Raw genomic sequence first — 16,355 nt, forward strand, 5'->3', positions numbered from 1 at the left:
GGTGTTTCAGGCGACCGCGTCGTGCAGCCGGGCGGCCTGCTTGTCCTTGAGCGGGCCGATGACCGACAGCGACGGACGCTGTCCCAGGATGTCGCGGGCGACCGAACGGACCTCGTCCGGGGTGACCGCGGCTATCTTCGCCAGCATGTCGTCGACGGACATCTGCTCGCCCCAGCACAGCTCGCTCTTGCCGATGCGGTTCATCAGCGCGCCGGTGTCCTCCAGGCCGAGGACGGTGGAGCCCCTGAGCTGGCCGATGGCGCGGGCGATCTCGTCGTCGGAGAGGCCGTTCTGCGCGACGTGGTCGAGCTCGTCGCGGCAGATGCGCAGCACGTCGTGGACCTGGCTGGGCCGGCAGCCGGCGTAGACGCCGAACAGGCCGCAGTCGGCGAAGCCGGAGGTGTACGAATACACGCTGTAGGCCAGGCCGCGCTTCTCCCGGACCTCCTGGAAGAGGCGGGAGGACATGCCGCCGCCGAGGGCGGTGTTGAGGACGCCCATGGCCCAGCGGCGGTCGTCGGTACGGGCGAGGCCGGGCATGCCGAGGACGACGTGCGCCTGTTCGGTCTTGCGGCCGAGCAGTTCCACCTTGCCGGAGGTGCGGATCGTCCGGCGGCCGTCGCGCGGGGCGATGGGCCGCGCCTCCTGGTTCCTGAGGGCGCCGGCCTTCTCGAAGGCCGCGCGGACCTGGCGGACGACCTTGGCGTGGTCGACGTTGCCGGCGCAGGCGACCACGAGGTGGGTCGGGTCGTAGTGCTTCTTGTAGAAGCGGCGGATCCGGTCGGCGGTGAGGGCGTTGACCGTGTCGACCGTGCCGAGGACCGGACGGCCGAGGGCGTTGTCGCCGAACATGGTGTGCGCGAACAGGTCGTGCACGCAGTCGCCGGGATCGTCCTCGGTCATGGCGATCTCTTCGAGGATCGCGCCGCGTTCGACGTCGACGTCCTCTTCGAGGATCAGCGAGCCGGTGAGCATGTCGCAGACGACGTCGATGGCCAGGGGCAGGTCGGTGTCGAGCACGCGTGCGTAGTAGCACGTGTACTCCTTGGCCGTGAACGCGTTCATCTCGCCGCCGACCGCGTCGAGCGCGGCGGAGATGTCGAGCGCGCTGCGGCGGGCCGTGCCCTTGAAGAGCAGGTGCTCCAGATAGTGGGTGGCACCGTTCAGGGACCGGGTCTCGTCACGGGAGCCGACGTGGGCCCAGATGCCGAAGGTCGCGGAACGGACGGAGGGCAGGGTCTCGGTGACGATGCGCAGGCCGCCCGGGAGGGTGGTCTTGCGGACCGTGCCGATGCCGCCTGTCCCCTTGATGAGGGTTTGGGTACGGGCGACGGCCCGCGCCTCCGAAGAGGGGCGGGCCGTCGCCTTCGAGCTACGGGACGTCACTGCTCGGCGTCGTCCTTCGACTCGTCAGAGTCTTCCTCGCCCTCGATCACGGGGATGAGGGAGAGCTTGCCGCGGGAGTCGATCTCGGCGATCTCGACCTGGACCTTCTGGCCCACGCCGAGGACGTCCTCGACGTTCTCCACGCGCTTGCCGCCGGCGAGCTTGCGGATCTGCGAGATGTGCAGCAGACCGTCCTTGCCGGGCAGCAGGGAGACGAAGGCACCGAAGGTGGTCGTCTTGACGACCGTGCCCAGGTACCGCTCGCCGACCTCGGGCATCGTCGGGTTGGCGATGCCGTTGATCGTGGCGCGGGCGGCCTCCGCCGAGGGACCGTCGGCGGCACCGATGTAGATCGTGCCGTCGTCCTCGATGGTGATCTCGGCGCCCGTGTCCTCCTGGATCTGGTTGATCATCTTGCCCTTGGGGCCGATGACCTCGCCGATCTTGTCGACCGGGATCTTGACGGTGATGATCCGCGGGGCGTGCGGGCTCATCTCGTCGGGCCGGTCGATGGCCTCCATCATCACGTCGAGGATGTGCAGGCGGGCGTCGCGGGCCTGCTTGAGGGCCGCGGCCAGGACGGAGGCCGGGATGCCGTCCAGCTTGGTGTCGAGCTGGAGGGCGGTCACGAAGTCCTTGGTGCCGGCGACCTTGAAGTCCATGTCGCCGAAGGCGTCCTCCGCACCGAGGATGTCGGTGAGGGTGACGTAGTGCGTCTCGCCCTCGATCTCCTGCGAGATCAGGCCCATGGCGATACCGGCGACGGGGGCCTTCAGCGGCACACCGGCGTTCAGCAGCGACATGGTGGAGGCGCAGACCGAGCCCATGGACGTCGAGCCGTTCGAGCTGAGCGCCTCGGACACCTGGCGGATCGCGTAGGGGAACTCCTCGCGGGTGGGCAGCACCGGCACGAGGGCGCGCTCGGCGAGGGCGCCGTGGCCGATCTCGCGGCGCTTGGGAGAGCCGACGCGGCCGGTCTCGCCGGTGGAGTACGGCGGGAAGTTGTAGTTGTGCATGTAGCGCTTGCGGGTCACCGGCGAGAGGGTGTCCAGCTGCTGCTCCATGCGGAGCATGTTGAGGGTGGTGACGCCCAGGATCTGGGTCTCACCGCGCTCGAACACGGCGGAGCCGTGCACCCGCGGGATGGCCTCGACCTCGGCGGCCAGGGTGCGGATGTCCGTCAGCCCGCGGCCGTCGATGCGCTTCTTCTCCTTGATCACGCGCTCGCGGACCAGCTGCTTGGTGAGCGAGCGGTACGCGGCGGAGATCTCCTTCTCGCGGCCCTCGAACTCCGGCAGGAGCTTCTCGGCGGCCAGCGCCTTGACGCGGTCCAGCTCGGCCTCGCGCTCCTGCTTGCCGGCGATGGTGAGCGCCTGGGCCAGCTCGGGGCGGACGGCCGCGGTCAGGGCCTCGAACACGTCGTCCTGGTAGTCCAGGAAGATCGGGAACTCGGCGGTCGGCTTGGCGGCCTTGGCGGCGAGGTCGGCCTGGGCGCGGCACAGCACCTTGATGAAGGGCTTGGCGGCCTCCAGACCGGCGGCGACGACCTCCTCGGTCGGCGCCTCGGCGCCGCCCTCGACCAGCTTGATGGTCTTCTCGGTGGCCTCGGCCTCGACCATCATGATCGCGACGTCGCCGTCCTCGAGGACACGGCCGGCGACGACCATGTCGAAGACGGCGTCCTCCAGCTCGGTGTGCGTCGGGAAGGCGACCCACTGGCCGCGGATCAGCGCGACGCGGACGCCGCCGATCGGGCCGGAGAAGGGCAGGCCGGCCAGCTGCGTGGACGCGGAGGCGGCGTTGATCGCCACGACGTCGTACAGGTGGTCGGGGTTGAGGGCCATGATCGTGGCGACGACCTGGATCTCGTTGCGCAGGCCCTTCTTGAAGGACGGGCGCAGCGGACGGTCGATGAGGCGGCAGGTGAGGATGGCGTCCTCGGAGGGGCGGCCCTCACGGCGGAAGAAGCTGCCGGGGATCTTGCCGGCGGCGTACATCCGCTCCTCGACGTCCACCGTCAGCGGGAAGAAGTCGAGCTGGTCCTTGGGGTTCTTGGAAGCGGTGGTGGCCGACAGCACCATGGTGTCGTCGTCCAGGTACGCCACGGCGGAGCCGGCGGCCTGCTTGGCCAGGCGGCCCGTCTCGAAGCGGATGGTGCGGGTGCCGAAGGGGCCGTTGTCGATGACGGCTTCGGCGTAGTGGGTCTCGTTCTCCACTAGCGTTTTCTCCTCGTCTTCGTCCTGTGCCTGCCCGTGTGGCAGGGGGACGGTGTGTGGAGAGGCGCTCCGTGCGGTGCGGGCCGGTCTTCGATCGAAGCACCCGGGGCTTCTCCCCCGGGGGCCACTACCGAGGACCGGCGGCGACTGGGTGCGCTTCTCCTCGTTCTGTGTCGTACGTACTGCGTTCTGCTACCACACTACAAAGCGTGAGTGACAGTCCGCACGTTTCCGTTGGTACGACGGTGGTCACCGTGTGCGGGGCTCGGCCCCGCGTACGGCAAAGGGAGCGGTCCCCGATTCGTTTCGGGAACCGCTCCCTCGTGGCGTGTTACTTGGCGCCCGCCGCACCGCGGCGGATGCCGAGGCGGTCGACCAGCGCACGGAAGCGCTGGATGTCCTTCTTCGCCAGGTACTGCAGCAGCCGGCGGCGCTGACCGACCAGGATCAGCAGGCCACGGCGGGAGTGGTGGTCGTGCTTGTGGGTCTTGAGGTGCTCCGTCAGGTCGGAGATCCGACGGGAGAGCAGAGCGACCTGGACCTCGGGGGAGCCGGTGTCACCCTCCTTGGTACCGAACTCGGCGATGATCTGCTTCTTCGTAGCGGCGTCGAGCGACACGCGTACTCCTCATGGTGTGTGAGTGGCCACCGAGTGCCCCCGGTCTACATCTCGGGGGAGCTTCCGTTACTCGGGAGGCGGGGATCCGCTGGGCGCGGCCACCAGAACAGCGAAGGTTCCGGGGGTGCGTACACATACGGCCGTCACTCAGGGTACCAGGCGATGGCGGGGACCTTACGCCCGGCCGGCGAACCCCGCCGGCGAAGCGGCGCGCGCCACTAGGGTGAGCGCCGGGATCGTACTCACCTCGGGAAGGGGTCACCGCGGATGACGGAAACGGAAGCGGAGATGAAGGCGCGCAAGGAGCGCGAGCGGGACGAACTGTACGCGCTCGACATCTCGGGCGTGCAGTGGCAGTGCGCGCCGGGTACGGAGGAGCACGAGGAGCGGGTCGAGATCGCGTACCTGCCCGGTGGCGCGGTGGCGATGCGGTCCTCGCTCGACCCGGACACGGTGCTGCGCTACACGGAGGCGGAGTGGACGGCGTTCGTGCTCGGGGCGCGCGACGGGGAGTTCGATCTGAAGCCGATGGCGCACAACGGGGGCCTGGACGTGCAGTGAGCGGCGGCTGAGACGGTGGTGCGAAAAGGGCGGCACGCGCGCGTGCCGCCCTTTTCGCGTCGTGTTCCCGTCAGCTGGTCATGGCGCGGGCCTTGGCGTACACGTCGAAGACGGCCAGGGCGAGCGGGATCAGGGTGAGCAGGACGAAGCCCTCGCAGATCTCCAGGAAGCGGCCCCAGAAGGGCGTGAGCCCGCCGCGCGGAAGGATCAGGCCGAGGACCGTCACCAGGGCCGTGGCCACGGCGATCGCCGCGATCAGCCAGATGGTGCGGATGTCGAGGTCGGTGCGGTCGCCGGCCAGCGCGGCGCGCATGACGTGGCCCGGCGGGTTGAGGGCGAGGCCGAGACCGAGCAGGACCAGGCAGGTGAGGCCGGCGGCCAGCACGGGGGCGACCTGGGCGGTGTAGCGGAACAGGCCGGCGCGCATCAGCATGGCGATGCCGGTGGCGAGGGCGAGCAGCTGGGCCCAGACGTCGGCGGAGAAGCCGAGGACGGCCGCGGCGCCGACGGCGAGCAGCGCGCAGCCGCCGACCATGCCGACGAGGAGTTCGTGGCCGCGCCGCGCCTGCGCCTCGACGCGCTCGGTGTCCACCGGTTCCTGGGCGGCGGGCTCGGCGCCGTAGGCGGGGCGGGGCGTGCCGGTGCCGCTGGGGTTCTCGAAGCCGATCGGCAGCCGGGCGAACCGCATGGACAGGCCGGGCAGGAAGGCGAGTCCGCAGACGGCGACCGGGGCGCACAGGGCGGCGGTCTCCCGGGGGGCCCAGCCGGTGAGGGTCGCGAGGAAGACGGCGACCAGGGCGACCGCGGAGGCGAACACGAAGGCGACGAAGGGGCCGTCGCCGTGCGGTGAGCACAGGGCGAGGATCAGGGCGGCGACGAGGACGGCCGCGCAGGCCAGCAGGAACTGGAGTCTGCCGATGCCCTCGCCGTCGCCGAGCGGCAGCAGTCCGCTGCCGGCGACGCCGATGCTTGGCAGCGCGCCGAGGCCGAGGGCGACGGCCGAGCCGCGGTCGTCGTAGACGCGGGCGCGGACGGCGGAGAGCACCACCAGGAGGATGCCGGTGACGGCGGCGAGGATGCCGGCCAGGCCGTGCATGTCGTGGCGCGGGTCGGCGGTCCAGGCGACGAAGGCGAGCAGCGCGGGCAGCACACCGCCGCCGACGAGGCCGGCGGCCCGGGTCAGGTCGCCGCTCCACAGCTTGTGCTGTTTGGTGACGGAGGAGGCCACGGCCTCGGCGACGTCGTCGAAGACGGCCGGCGGCAGGGACTCGGCGAACGGGCGCAGGGTGAGCAGTTCGCCGTCGAGGATGCGCTGGGCGGCGAAGGACCGGGCACTGTCCAGCACGGTGCCGTCGGTGCGGACGAGGTGGTAGCCGACCGGAGCGCCGGCGTCGGGGCTCTGCCGGGACAGCCGGAGGATCTCCGGGTAGAGGTCGGCGACCGGGACGTCGTCGGGCAGGGCCACGTCGATACGGCTGTCCGGCGCGACGATGGTGACCCGGCAGAAGCCGAGTCCGGTGCCGGACGCGGAAGGGGCTCCCGTCCCGGGTCCGCCGGTGGCGGCGGCCGTCATGCTCACCTGCTGCTCCCCCTCAGTGGTGGTGGTGCGTCTGTCTCGTGCTCGGTGGTGGTGGTGCGTCCATGTCGTGAAGGTCCCGTGCCGGTTTGCCCGGTGCGCGGCGACCCGGGTGCCGTGCGGTGGGATTCCGGGGTTCCGCCGCCTCCTCCTTGAGGGGTTTGCCCCGGTTCATCCAGCCTGCGCGGCGTGTGCTCACGCGAACATCCGGCACCCTACCGCCCACCCGTGCCCCGTGAACTCAGTAGGATCACGCGGCGGCCTGCGCTCGCCGGACACGGGGCGGCGGGCGGAACGCCTGGGTCGGGCAAGGGAATTGGTGAGCGGTGAGCCAGATTGTCGTCAAGCGCCCCCCTAGGGCGCTTCCGTCCGAAGTGCCCACGGAAGAGGTCGTTGTCCAGCCACCGCCCGAATTGCCGCGGGGGCACCAGGAGAGCGTGCTGATGCAGCTCCTGCCCACGCTGGGCATGGGCGGCTCGGTGGTCTTCTTCTTCACGAACGGCCAGCCGTTCATGAAGATCATGGGCATGATCATGATCGCCTCGACGGTGGCGATGTCCATCGCGATGGTGGTCCGCTTCCGCCGCGGCTCGCAGGGCCAGCTGGCCGACATGCGCCGCGACTACCTCGGCTATCTGTCGCAGACCCGCAGGTCCGCCGTGGCCACGGCCCGCAGGCAACGGGACGCGCAGTACTACCTGCACCCCTCTCCCGAGCAGCTCTGGGCGCTGGTCGCCGAGGGCAGCCGGGTGTGGGAGCGGCGGCCCGGCGACGAGGACTTCGCGCACGTCCGCATCGGGCTGGGGGCGCAGCCGCTGGCGACCCCGCTGCTCGCCCCGGAGACGGGTCCGGTCGAGCAGCTGGAACCGCTGACCGCGGGCGCGATGCAGCGCTTCCTCGCCGCGCACGGCACCGTCGGCGACCTGCCGATGGCGGTGTCGCTGCGCGCCTTCTACCACGTCACGGTCAGCGGCGAGCCGCAGTCCGTACGGGCCTCGGCCCGCGCCCTGGTCGGCTCGCTGGCCTCGCTGCACTCCCCGCAGGACCTGGTCATCGCGGTGGCCGCGGGCCGGGAGGCGCTCGCGCACTGGGACTGGGCGAAGTGGCTGCCGCACGCGCAGGCGCCCGGCGCGGTGGACGGCGCCGGCTCGCGCCGGCTGATCGGCTCCGACCCGCGCGAGCTGGAGGACCTGCTGGCCGCGCGGCTGACCGGCCGGCCGCGCTTCCACCCCGGCGCCGCGCCGCTGCTGGACGAGCCGCACATCGTGCTCGTCCTGGACGACCTGTCCCTGCTGCCGGACTCGGTGCTCGCCAACCCCGAGGGCCTTCAGGGCGTCACGGTCCTGGAGGTGGTGCCGGGCGAGCTGACCACGGCCGGCGGCGACCTGTCCATCGTCGTCCAGCCCGGCCTGCTGCGCCTGGAGTCCGGCAACGGCGAGGTGTACGAGGGCAGCCCCGACGCGCTGTCCTACGAGTCCGCCGAGGCGCTGGCCCGGCAGCTGGCGCCGCTGCGCATGGCCTCCGGCGGTGACGACGACGAGCCGCTGCTCGCCAACCTGGAGTTCACCGACCTGCTGGGCCTCGGCGACGCGGCCTCCGTCGACACCAAGCGGACCTGGCGCCCGCGCGCGCTCGCCGAACGCCTGCGGGTGCCGATCGGACTCGGCGAGGACGGCCGGCCCGTGATGCTGGACCTGAAGGAGGCCGCGCAGGAGGGCATGGGCCCGCACGGCCTGTGCGTCGGCGCGACCGGTTCCGGCAAGTCGGAGCTGCTGCGCACCCTGGTGCTGGGCCTCGCGGTCACCCACTCCTCGGAGACGCTGAACTTCGTCCTCGCCGACTTCAAGGGCGGCGCGACCTTCGCCGGCATGGCGCAGATGCCGCACGTGGCGGCCGTCATCACCAACCTCGCGGACGACCTGACCCTGGTCGACCGCATGGGCGACTCCATCCGCGGCGAGCTGAACCGCCGCCAGGAGCTGCTGCGCGACGCGGGCAACTACGCCAACATCCACGACTACGAGAAGGCCCGCGCGGCCGGCGCCCCGCTCCAGCCGATCCCGTCCCTCGTGCTGGTGATCGACGAGTTCAGCGAGCTGCTGACCGCCAAACCGGACTTCATCGAGATGTTCGTGCAGATCGGCCGTATCGGCCGTTCGCTGGGCGTGCACCTGCTGCTGGCCTCGCAGCGCCTGGAGGAGGGCCGGCTGCGCGGTCTGGAGACCTACCTCTCCTACCGGATCGGTCTGCGCACCTTCTCCGCGGCCGAGTCCCGCGCCGCGCTCGGCGTCCCCGACGCCTACGAACTGCCGAACGTGCCCGGCTCCGGCTTCCTGAAGTACGGCACGGACGAGATGGTCCGCTTCAAGGCGGCCTACGTCTCGGGCGTCTACCGCTCCGGCGGCCGGCGGACGGCCCTGTCCGGCGGACGCCTCCCGGTGGACCGCCGTCCGGTGCTGTTCACGGCCACCGAGGTGCCGGTGCAGTACACCACGATGCCGCAGCAGCGCACCGAGTCCGAGCCGGAGGTGGACGAAGCACTGGCCGACACCGTCCTCGACGTGATCGTGCGCCGGCTGGAGGCACAGGGCCCGGCGGCCCACCAGGTGTGGCTGCCGCCGCTGGAGAGCCCGCCCGCGCTGGACGCGCTGCTGCCGGGGCTGGCGGCGGTGCAGGGCCGCGGCCTGACCCAGCCGAACTACGAGGGTGCGGGGCGCCTGGTGGTCCCGGTCGGCCTGGTCGACAAGCCGTACGAACAGCGCCGCGACCGTCTGATGCTCGACTTCTCGGGCGCGGCCGGCCATATGCAGGTCATCGGCGGCCCGCAGTCCGGCAAGTCCACCCTGCTGCGCTCCCTGATCTGCGCCTTCGCGCTCACCCACACCCCGCACGAGGTGCAGTTCTACGGCCTCGACTTCGGTGGCGGCGGCATGGCCGCGGTGGGCGGTCTGCCGCACGTCGGCGGGATCGCCTCGCGGCTGGACCCGGAACGGGTGCGCCGTACGGTCTCCGAGGTGTACGGCGTCCTGACCCGCCGCGAGGAGTACTTCCGTACGGCAGGCATCGCCTCGATCGCCGACTTCCGCGCCCGGCGCGCCCGGGGCGACATCTCGGTCACCGACCAGCCCTGGGGCGACGTCTTCCTGGTCATCGACGGCTGGGGCAACTTCCGCACGGACTACGAGGGCCTGGAACCGGCGGTCCTGGACATCGCCGCGCGCGGCCTCGGCTACGGCATCCACCTCGTCATCACCGCGTCCCGCTCGATGGAGGTCCGCGCGAACCTCAAGGACCACCTGATGAACCGCCTGGAGCTGCGCCTGGGCGACGTGATGGACTCCGAGATCGACCGCAAGGTGGCGGCGAACGTGCCCGCCGGGGTCCCCGGCCGCGGTCTGTCCCCGCAGAAGCTGCACTTCATGGCGGCGGTGCCGCGGATCGACGGCCTCACCTCCGACACGGACCTGGCGGAGGCCACGGCCGCGCTGACCACCGAGGTCGGGCGGCACTGGCAGGCGCCGGGCGCCCCCAAGGTACGGCTGCTGCCGCGCCGGCTCGACGCGGCCGAGCTGCCGCCGGGCGACCGGTTCCCGCGGCGGGGCGTCGCGTTCGCGCTGGACGAGGAGAACCTGGAGCCGGTGTTCGTCGACTTCGACCAGGACCCGTTCTTCCTGGTCTTCGGCGAGAGCGAGTCCGGCAAGTCCAACCTGCTGCGGCTGCTGATCAGGCAGCTGTCGCTGCGGTACGGCGGTGACGAGGCGAAGTTCTTCGTGGTCGACAACCGCCGCGCCCTGCTGGACGTCACCCCCGCCTCCCACCTGGCGGAGTACATCCCCATGTCCAGCCAGATGGACCACCACATGGCGGCGCTGGCCGACCTGATGCAGCGCCGCACGCCGACGGCGGACGTCACGCCGCAGCAGCTGCGGGACCGCAGCTGGTGGCGGGGACCGCAGGTGTTCGTCGTCATCGACGACTACGACCTGGTCTCCACCTCCAGCGGCAACCCGCTCAGCGGGCTGACGGAGATGCTGCCGTTCGCCCGCGACGTCGGCGTCCGCTTCATCATCGCCCGCTCCTCCGCGGGCGCGGGCCGGGCCTCGTACGAGCCGTTCATGCAGCGCATGAAGGAACTCGGCGCGCAGGGCCTGATCCTGGCCGGCGACCCGGCCGAGGGCGACATCCTCGGCGGCGTCCGCCACCGCCCGATGCCCCCGGGCCGAGGCGTCTTCGTCTCCCGCAAGCGGGGCAAGCCGCTGGTGCAGACGGGGTTGGTGGAAGTGGAGTACTGAGGCGCTCCGCCATCGGTAGCTTGGAGGCTCGAGCATCCGGGCGGGGCACCGAGGAGACGGAGGAAAGCCGCGCATGGGCTGGGACGAGTGGGAGCGGTTGAAGGCAGAGGCGGCGCTGGGTCGGTCGACACACCTGCGCCTCGATCAACTGGTTCCCGGCGCAGGAGGCGCAGGCAGCCCGCGCGGTGACCTCACCGTGCACCAGCACGACCTCGCCGCGATCGGTTCCGCGGCACACGAGCTGTTCCAGGACTTCGGCCGGTTCAGCGACCACGCCCGCCTCTCGTCCATGGCGGCAGCCGGAGGGCTGAAGAGCCAGGGCTTCGACATCGGGGCCGCACTCGACCATGTCGCGGAGCGCTGGATCGGCCAGGCGCAGACCCTGCTCGACGCCTGTGCCCACATCTCGAACCACCTGCGGTACACGAAGAACCAGCATGCCGCCGACGAGGCCCACATCGCCGGCACGCTCAGCAGCATCACCGAGCTGGATCACGGCTTCGACGAGCGGAACGGCGGCTGAGGACGATGGATCTCGACGCGTTACGCCACGGCCGGTTCGCCCAGCTCGGGGAGGCCATCACCGACTGGGAGGAGATGACCAGGAAGCTCGCGGTTCTCCGCGAGAATGCCCGGAACGGCCTCAAGGCCCGCGCGGACAAGGCACACTGGGCCGGCCTGAACGCCCAGGTCGGTCGCGAGTTCGTCGACAAGACGGCGAAGGAGTTCGCGGACGCCCACACCCAGGCGGATTCCATCACCCGGATCCTCAAGGACACCCGCGACGAGTTACTCGGCTACCGCGACCAGCTGAATGAGACACTCGGGCGCGAACCGTACAAGTACTGCACGGTGATCGACACCGGCCACGGCACGTTCACGGTCACGGGGAACCCGCGGCCCGACTGGGCAACGGGCCCGAGCGGCGACTCCGGCCCGGTCGGCCAACAGGTCGTCAACGATCTCCGCAACGAGATCCAACGCATCCTGGGCAAAGCCACCGAGAGCGACAGCACGGCCGCCAAGGCACTCAGACTGCTCGTTGATCAGTCCGCGTACGGTTTCTCCGGCGCCCGCTACGAGAGCCGGGACGACGCTGCCAGGGCGGTCGCGGACGCCGACCGGATGGCGAGAATCCTCGCCAAGGATCCCCACGCGGTGACGAACACGGAACTCGCCGCGCTCAACACCGCCTTGGCCAGCTACAAGAACGATCCGCTCTTCGCCGAGGAGTTCACCACACAGGTCGGCCCCAAAGAGATGCTCACCTTCTGGGCCGGCATCGCCGACCCCTACCAGAGCACCTACGATCCGGCCCGGGCCAAGCAGGCCAAGCGGCTGCAGAGGAACCTCGGGGTCACCATCGGCCGGGCCACTCTCTCCGACAGCGACGGGATGCGGAGCTGGGAGAAGCAGATGATCGGCCTCGGCCCCGGCCAGCTCGGCACCGACGACGCGAACAACCCGACCGGCTACGCCGTCATGAGCAATCTCATGCGTTTCGGTGACTACGACGACCAGTTCCTCAACCAATACGGCGACAAGCTTCTCGCATACGACAAAAAAATGAACGGGCAGGGCATCAACGCCTGGGTCAACAACGTCAACCAAGGTGACCTCAACTACTGGGGTCACGACAACGACCGCGGCCGCGACCCTGTCACCGGTTTCCTGGAAGCTCTCGGACACAACCCGGACGCATCGACACAGTTCTTCGCCCAGCCCGGCGGTACGGGCGCCACCGTCGACAAGGACTCCGAGGTCAACGAGCACCTGAAGTACCTGACCACGGAGCGCGTCTGGGTGTCCGACGCCTCGCTGGGGGGCAGTCACGACCATGTCGCCGGACGCAATGCGCTGGGGCGCGCCCTGGAGGCGGCCACCACCGGGTACTCCGCCGACGCCTCGCCCAAGGAGATCGCGGCGGGTGATCGTCGTACGGCAGCCACGGCAGGCGTCATGGAGCAGGTTGCCCACCTCTACGGCGGCGAGAACGGGCCGAAGATGCTGCACGCTCAACCCGAACTCGCCGACAGCCTTGGCAAGATGGCCGGTGCGTACATCGACGACCTGGATTACGAGCTGTCCGGGATCGGTGATCACGGCAAGGACGCGGGCGACTTTCCCGCTCGCTACGACGGGCGGGCACGGTTCGGGAACCAGGGGGCGATCGACTTCCTGAGCGTCCTCGGGCAGGACGAGCGCTCGCACAAGGCCGTGACGACGGCACAGCACCTCTATACCTTGAGCATGCTGGATGCCCACCCGCCGACCAGCGGTTCCGGCATGAACCATGCGAGGGACATCATGTCGGTGGGTGCCGAAGCCCGCGGAATCCTGGACAACTCCCGCGTGGAGCAGGCGGCGACAACCTACGGCGAGAACTCCGAGGAAGCCAACAAGGCACTCGGGCGATCGGCCGACTGGAAGAAACTGCTGGTGGGTTCGGTCGTCGCCGGTGGTGTCGCCTCCCTCCCACTGCCCGGCTCCACAGCCGCCGCGGTCGTCATCGCGCCCGTCGCCGCCGACACGATCACGAACGCGGCGAACACTCTGCTCGGACATGCGATCGACAAGGCGACGGACGACGCGGAGTCCGACGCACTCGTACCCTCACAAATGACCAGCCGGCAGTTCTACGGCCGAGGTGTCGACGACATCGGATCGGTCTACGACTCGTACTTCAAGAATCATCCAAAGGCGAGGGAGGTGGCCGACGAACAACAGTGGATCCAGGAGACCAAAAGCAGTTATCTGGGCACCGGGTCCCATGAGAACGACTACCGAGGCCGGCCTCCGTACAAGGACTGAGTGGGGATGAGAGTGCGGCGGTACACAGGATGTCGTGCGTGCGGGACGGCGCTTTCGCTCATTGCCGCGGTGCTGTTCACGGGGGCGTGCGGCGGCGACTCCGAGAAGGAGGCGCCGGAAGAGCCGGGTACAGCGGTGACCGCGAGCAGGCTATGCGACGGAGCGTTAGACGCTCCGGCGGCGGAAGCGTTGCGACGCCTGGCCGGAACGGACAGGTTCGACGAAGCCACTGGAGCGGGCAAGGCGGGTGAACCCGCCACGTTCTCCCTGAAGAAGGCGGTCGAGCACCTTCACGACGCATACCGCGAGCGAAGCGCGTGCTGGGTGTACAAGACAGGTGACGACAGCGGAGAACCTCTTCTCGAGATCCGGTTCTCGGCATCCCCTGGCTACCCTTCGGGCACCCGGAAGGAATCCGGTACCGGCAAGGTCACGTACCCGATGGGCCGCTTTGCGCAGGTGGGTCCGAACGGAGCTGATCTCTTCTTCCAGTGCTCCACCAAGGCGCCGGCCGAGGACGCCTACATCGGCGACACGAAATACGTGAAAGCGGAGCTGTTCTCACCACGTGGACATATGCGGGGCGACAGTATCGACCTCGACCGCATGGTGATTCTCAATTCCATCTCCCGGAGAGTTGCCCAAACGGCAGGGTGCGCTTCGGAAGCCGATCTGCCGGGAGCGGTTCCCTCACGCTGAAAAGAGGCGTCCGGCGGAGAGTCGGCGTGGTGTGCCGCCCGTACGTCGCGCTGGCCCCGTTCGGCATGGCAGAGGGTGGGCACCTCCCGTGCGTGCCCACCCCGCTGCCTGCTGTGCCGGTCCTGCTTACATGAAGTAGCTGGCGGCCTTCCGGTCGCCGCCCTGGTAGTCACCGCCGGCCGCGTGGACGACCTTGCCGATCTGGACCAGGGCCTCGTGGATGCCCTGCGCCTCGCGGTCCCAGGCGGCCTGCTGCTCGGTGTACGCGTTGTGGGCCTCGCCCTCCCACATGCTGGCGACGCCGGCGACCTTCTGCTTGATGGCCTCGAGGCCCTCTTCGAGCCGCCGCGCGTGGTTGGCCAGCTGGGTGGCGGTCTCGTCGAGACTGCCGTAGGAAACTTCGAGCTCGCCGCTGTTGTTGACGCCCATGATTGCTCCGTTGCTGAGAAGTGGTGACCTGGCGGGGATCAGTAGCTGGACAGGGCCGAAGTCGAGCCGCCGAGGCTGACGTCGATGCTCTGGACCTGCGAACGGACCTCGTCTTCCGTGCCGTCCTTGATCTTCCGCGTGGTGCTCATGGCCTCGATGAACTTGGCGAGGATGTTGCCGATGCGGACCATGCGCTCGTTGATCTCCGTCTGCTTGGAGTTGAACGCGCCGGCGCCGATGCCCTTCCAGTTGCCCTCGAGGCTGTCGATGAGGGCCTGCAGTTCCTTCAGCTGGCCCTTGATGCCCTCGAAACGGTGCAGAAGCTCCTTTTCGAGGACGATGATGTCCTTGTCACTTACCTTCTGGCGCTGCGTCGCCATTTCCATGCCTTTCTGTGTGAACTGACCTTGCCGGGCGCTGAGGCATGTGTCGGGCGTCAGCACTGATGGCAAGCGGGTCTCTGCTCACTCGGCGAATGAGCAGGTGTACGGGAGACCGCTCAGGCGTTGCGGCGTGCGCGCAGCACGGCGAAACCGGCGCCGCCGATGACCAGTACGGCGGCTACGGCGCCGATGATCACCCAGGTCTGGGTGTCACCGCCGGAGTCGGATTCCTTCGCGGCGGCGGAGGTGGGACCGTTGGCGGAACCGGCCTCCTTGGTGGGCTTCCCGGACGGGGCCTTCGCCGAGGGGCTGGGGGTCGCCGACAACGAGCCGTTCTGGGCGGCAAGCGGATCGACATCGGGCGGACCGGGGTCGATGTCCTTGTTGATGAGCACGCGACGAGGGCGCACGCCGCCGTAGCCGAGGTACCTGCTGGGCGTGTCCTTCGGCCAGGAACGGGCGGCCGTGTCGACGAGCGACCGCAGGACCTGGTTGGCCGTCCAGTCCGGGTGAGCGGACCAGATCAGGGCGGCGGACGCGGAGGCGATGGCGGAGGCGGGACTGGTGCCATCGGTGTCGCAGTACTCGGTGAACGTGCCGTCACACCAGGAGGGCACGTGGAGGCCCGGGGCCGAGAGGTCCACGTAGTTCCCGAACGTGGAGAACTTGGCCACGGTTCCGGTCTTGTCGAGGGCGGATACGCCTACGACGCCAGGGTACTTGGCCGGGTAGGAGGGCATGTTTCCCATGTCACCGTCGTTTCCGACGGAGGCGAAAAGCAGCTTTCCCTTGGAAACCGCGTACCTCACAGCGGCGTCCGTGCCGTCGGCGGTGTCTCCGGCACCGAAGGACATGTTGATGATTTTCACATCACTGTCGGCGACTGCTCGAATCACCTTGGGCAAGGCGGGCGTCCTGCCGATTTCCTCACCCTGCAATTTCCCCAGGTCAACGCGGAAAGGCACAATCTTGGCGTCTGGAGCAAGGCCCTTGATACCACCACCGGCTCCCGTGCCCGCAATGATCTCGGCCATGGAAGTGCCGTGCCCTTCCTTGTCATGGGTGACGTGATAGGCCATGGACTTTGGCACTTCATCCAGCAGCACCTGCCCCCGGAGGGTGGGAGTCGCCGCATTGACCCCCGTGTCGACCACGGCGACCTTCACCCCCTTGCCCGTGCTGATCTTCCAGATGTCGTCAGCGCCCATGAAGTCCAGGTACCACTCTTTTGACTGAACGTCGACGGCGGCTGCCTCCGGAGCGAGCGTCGCCGACGTGACGACGAGCGCGCCAAGAGCCGAACACACGGCGGACAGACGCCGTGCGTTGCGCCTTGTCAGGAGGGCCCTCCTCGGGCCGCTTCGGCCGGTCCCTGGCTTCATG

General features: G+C 69.5%; 12 protein-coding genes. 5 read left to right on the forward strand and 7 right to left on the reverse strand.

Translation table 11 applies throughout. The features are described from left to right. Positions 1-6: 6 nt before the first annotated feature. The 3 genes from SCK26_RS10205 to rpsO all read right to left on the reverse strand — a co-directional run bounded on the left by SCK26_RS10205 (position 7) and on the right by rpsO (position 4,221). A complete protein-coding gene (locus tag SCK26_RS10205) occupies positions 7-1,386 on the reverse strand; it encodes a pitrilysin family protein (RefSeq protein WP_318200963.1) in 1,380 nt (459 codons plus the stop codon). Next, positions 1,383-3,602 carry a polyribonucleotide nucleotidyltransferase gene (locus SCK26_RS10210; RefSeq protein ID WP_318200964.1) on the reverse strand — a complete coding sequence of 740 codons (2,220 nt, stop codon included), beginning with the start codon at positions 3,600-3,602 and terminating at the stop codon, positions 1,383-1,385. Before SCK26_RS10210 ends, SCK26_RS10205 begins: the two co-directional genes overlap by 4 nt. A 331-nt stretch (positions 3,603-3,933) precedes the next feature. After that, complete coding sequence (rpsO, locus tag SCK26_RS10215) at positions 3,934-4,221, reverse strand: 30S ribosomal protein S15 (protein ID WP_003997419.1); 288 nt, start codon at positions 4,219-4,221, stop codon at positions 3,934-3,936. 267 nt (positions 4,222-4,488) lie between these two features. On the opposite strand from rpsO, the gene SCK26_RS10220 reads away from it, so the two are divergent. Next, positions 4,489-4,782: a DUF397 domain-containing protein gene (locus SCK26_RS10220; protein WP_318200965.1), complete on the forward strand. Its 294-nt coding sequence runs from the start codon at positions 4,489-4,491 to the stop codon at positions 4,780-4,782. Between the two features lie 70 nt (positions 4,783-4,852). On the opposite strand, the gene eccD is transcribed toward SCK26_RS10220, so the two are convergent. Next, on the reverse strand, positions 4,853-6,355 hold the full coding sequence (gene eccD, locus SCK26_RS10225; RefSeq protein ID WP_318205975.1) for a type VII secretion integral membrane protein EccD: 1,503 nt from the start codon (positions 6,353-6,355) through the stop codon (positions 4,853-4,855). 329 nt (positions 6,356-6,684) lie between these two features. Between eccD and eccCa the strand changes: the two genes are divergently transcribed. The 4 genes from eccCa to SCK26_RS10245 all read left to right on the forward strand — a co-directional run bounded on the left by eccCa (position 6,685) and on the right by SCK26_RS10245 (position 14,160). Next, positions 6,685-10,650, forward strand: coding sequence for a type VII secretion protein EccCa (gene eccCa, locus SCK26_RS10230; protein WP_318200966.1), 3,966 nt, complete (start codon positions 6,685-6,687; stop codon positions 10,648-10,650). Between the two features lie 73 nt (positions 10,651-10,723). Beyond that, positions 10,724-11,173, forward strand: a complete 450-nt coding sequence (locus SCK26_RS10235; protein WP_318200967.1) for a hypothetical protein — start codon at positions 10,724-10,726, stop codon at positions 11,171-11,173. Between the two features lie 5 nt (positions 11,174-11,178). Next, positions 11,179-13,461: a DUF6571 family protein gene (locus tag SCK26_RS10240; protein WP_318200968.1), complete on the forward strand. Its 2,283-nt coding sequence runs from the start codon at positions 11,179-11,181 to the stop codon at positions 13,459-13,461. Between the two features lie 69 nt (positions 13,462-13,530). Further along, positions 13,531-14,160 carry a hypothetical protein gene (locus SCK26_RS10245; protein ID WP_318200969.1) on the forward strand — a complete coding sequence of 210 codons (630 nt, stop codon included), beginning with the start codon at positions 13,531-13,533 and terminating at the stop codon, positions 14,158-14,160. 126 nt (positions 14,161-14,286) lie between these two features. Here SCK26_RS10245 and SCK26_RS10250 read toward each other — a convergent pair whose 3' ends face one another. The 3 genes from SCK26_RS10250 to SCK26_RS10260 form a co-directional block, all read right to left on the reverse strand. Continuing rightward, complete coding sequence (locus SCK26_RS10250; protein ID WP_030619120.1) at positions 14,287-14,589, reverse strand: WXG100 family type VII secretion target; 303 nt, start codon at positions 14,587-14,589, stop codon at positions 14,287-14,289. Positions 14,590-14,627: 38 nt separating this feature from the next. Then, complete coding sequence (locus SCK26_RS10255; protein WP_318205976.1) at positions 14,628-14,969, reverse strand: WXG100 family type VII secretion target; 342 nt, start codon at positions 14,967-14,969, stop codon at positions 14,628-14,630. Positions 14,970-15,088: 119 nt separating this feature from the next. Beyond that, a complete protein-coding gene (locus tag SCK26_RS10260; protein ID WP_318200970.1) occupies positions 15,089-16,354 on the reverse strand; it encodes a S8 family serine peptidase in 1,266 nt (421 codons plus the stop codon). Position 16,355 lies beyond the last annotated feature (1 nt).

Origin of the sequence: Streptomyces sp. SCL15-4 (assembly GCF_033366695.1) — a bacterium.
Lineage (GTDB): Bacteria > Actinomycetota > Actinomycetes > Streptomycetales > Streptomycetaceae > Streptomyces.

Coding starts and splice junctions, on each gene's coding strand:
- SCK26_RS10235 (WP_318200967.1), top strand. CDS start 10,724: ATGGGCTGGGACGAGTGGGAGCGGTTGAAGGCAGAGGCGGCGCTGGGT.
- SCK26_RS10255 (WP_318205976.1), bottom strand. CDS start 14,969: ATGGCGACGCAGCGCCAGAAGGTAAGTGACAAGGACATCATCGTCCTC.
- SCK26_RS10220 (WP_318200965.1), top strand. CDS start 4,489: ATGACGGAAACGGAAGCGGAGATGAAGGCGCGCAAGGAGCGCGAGCGG.
- eccD (WP_318205975.1), bottom strand. CDS start 6,355: ATGACGGCCGCCGCCACCGGCGGACCCGGGACGGGAGCCCCTTCCGCG.
- SCK26_RS10240 (WP_318200968.1), top strand. CDS start 11,179: ATGGATCTCGACGCGTTACGCCACGGCCGGTTCGCCCAGCTCGGGGAG.
- SCK26_RS10250 (WP_030619120.1), bottom strand. CDS start 14,589: ATGGGCGTCAACAACAGCGGCGAGCTCGAAGTTTCCTACGGCAGTCTC.
- SCK26_RS10260 (WP_318200970.1), bottom strand. CDS start 16,354: ATGAAGCCAGGGACCGGCCGAAGCGGCCCGAGGAGGGCCCTCCTGACA.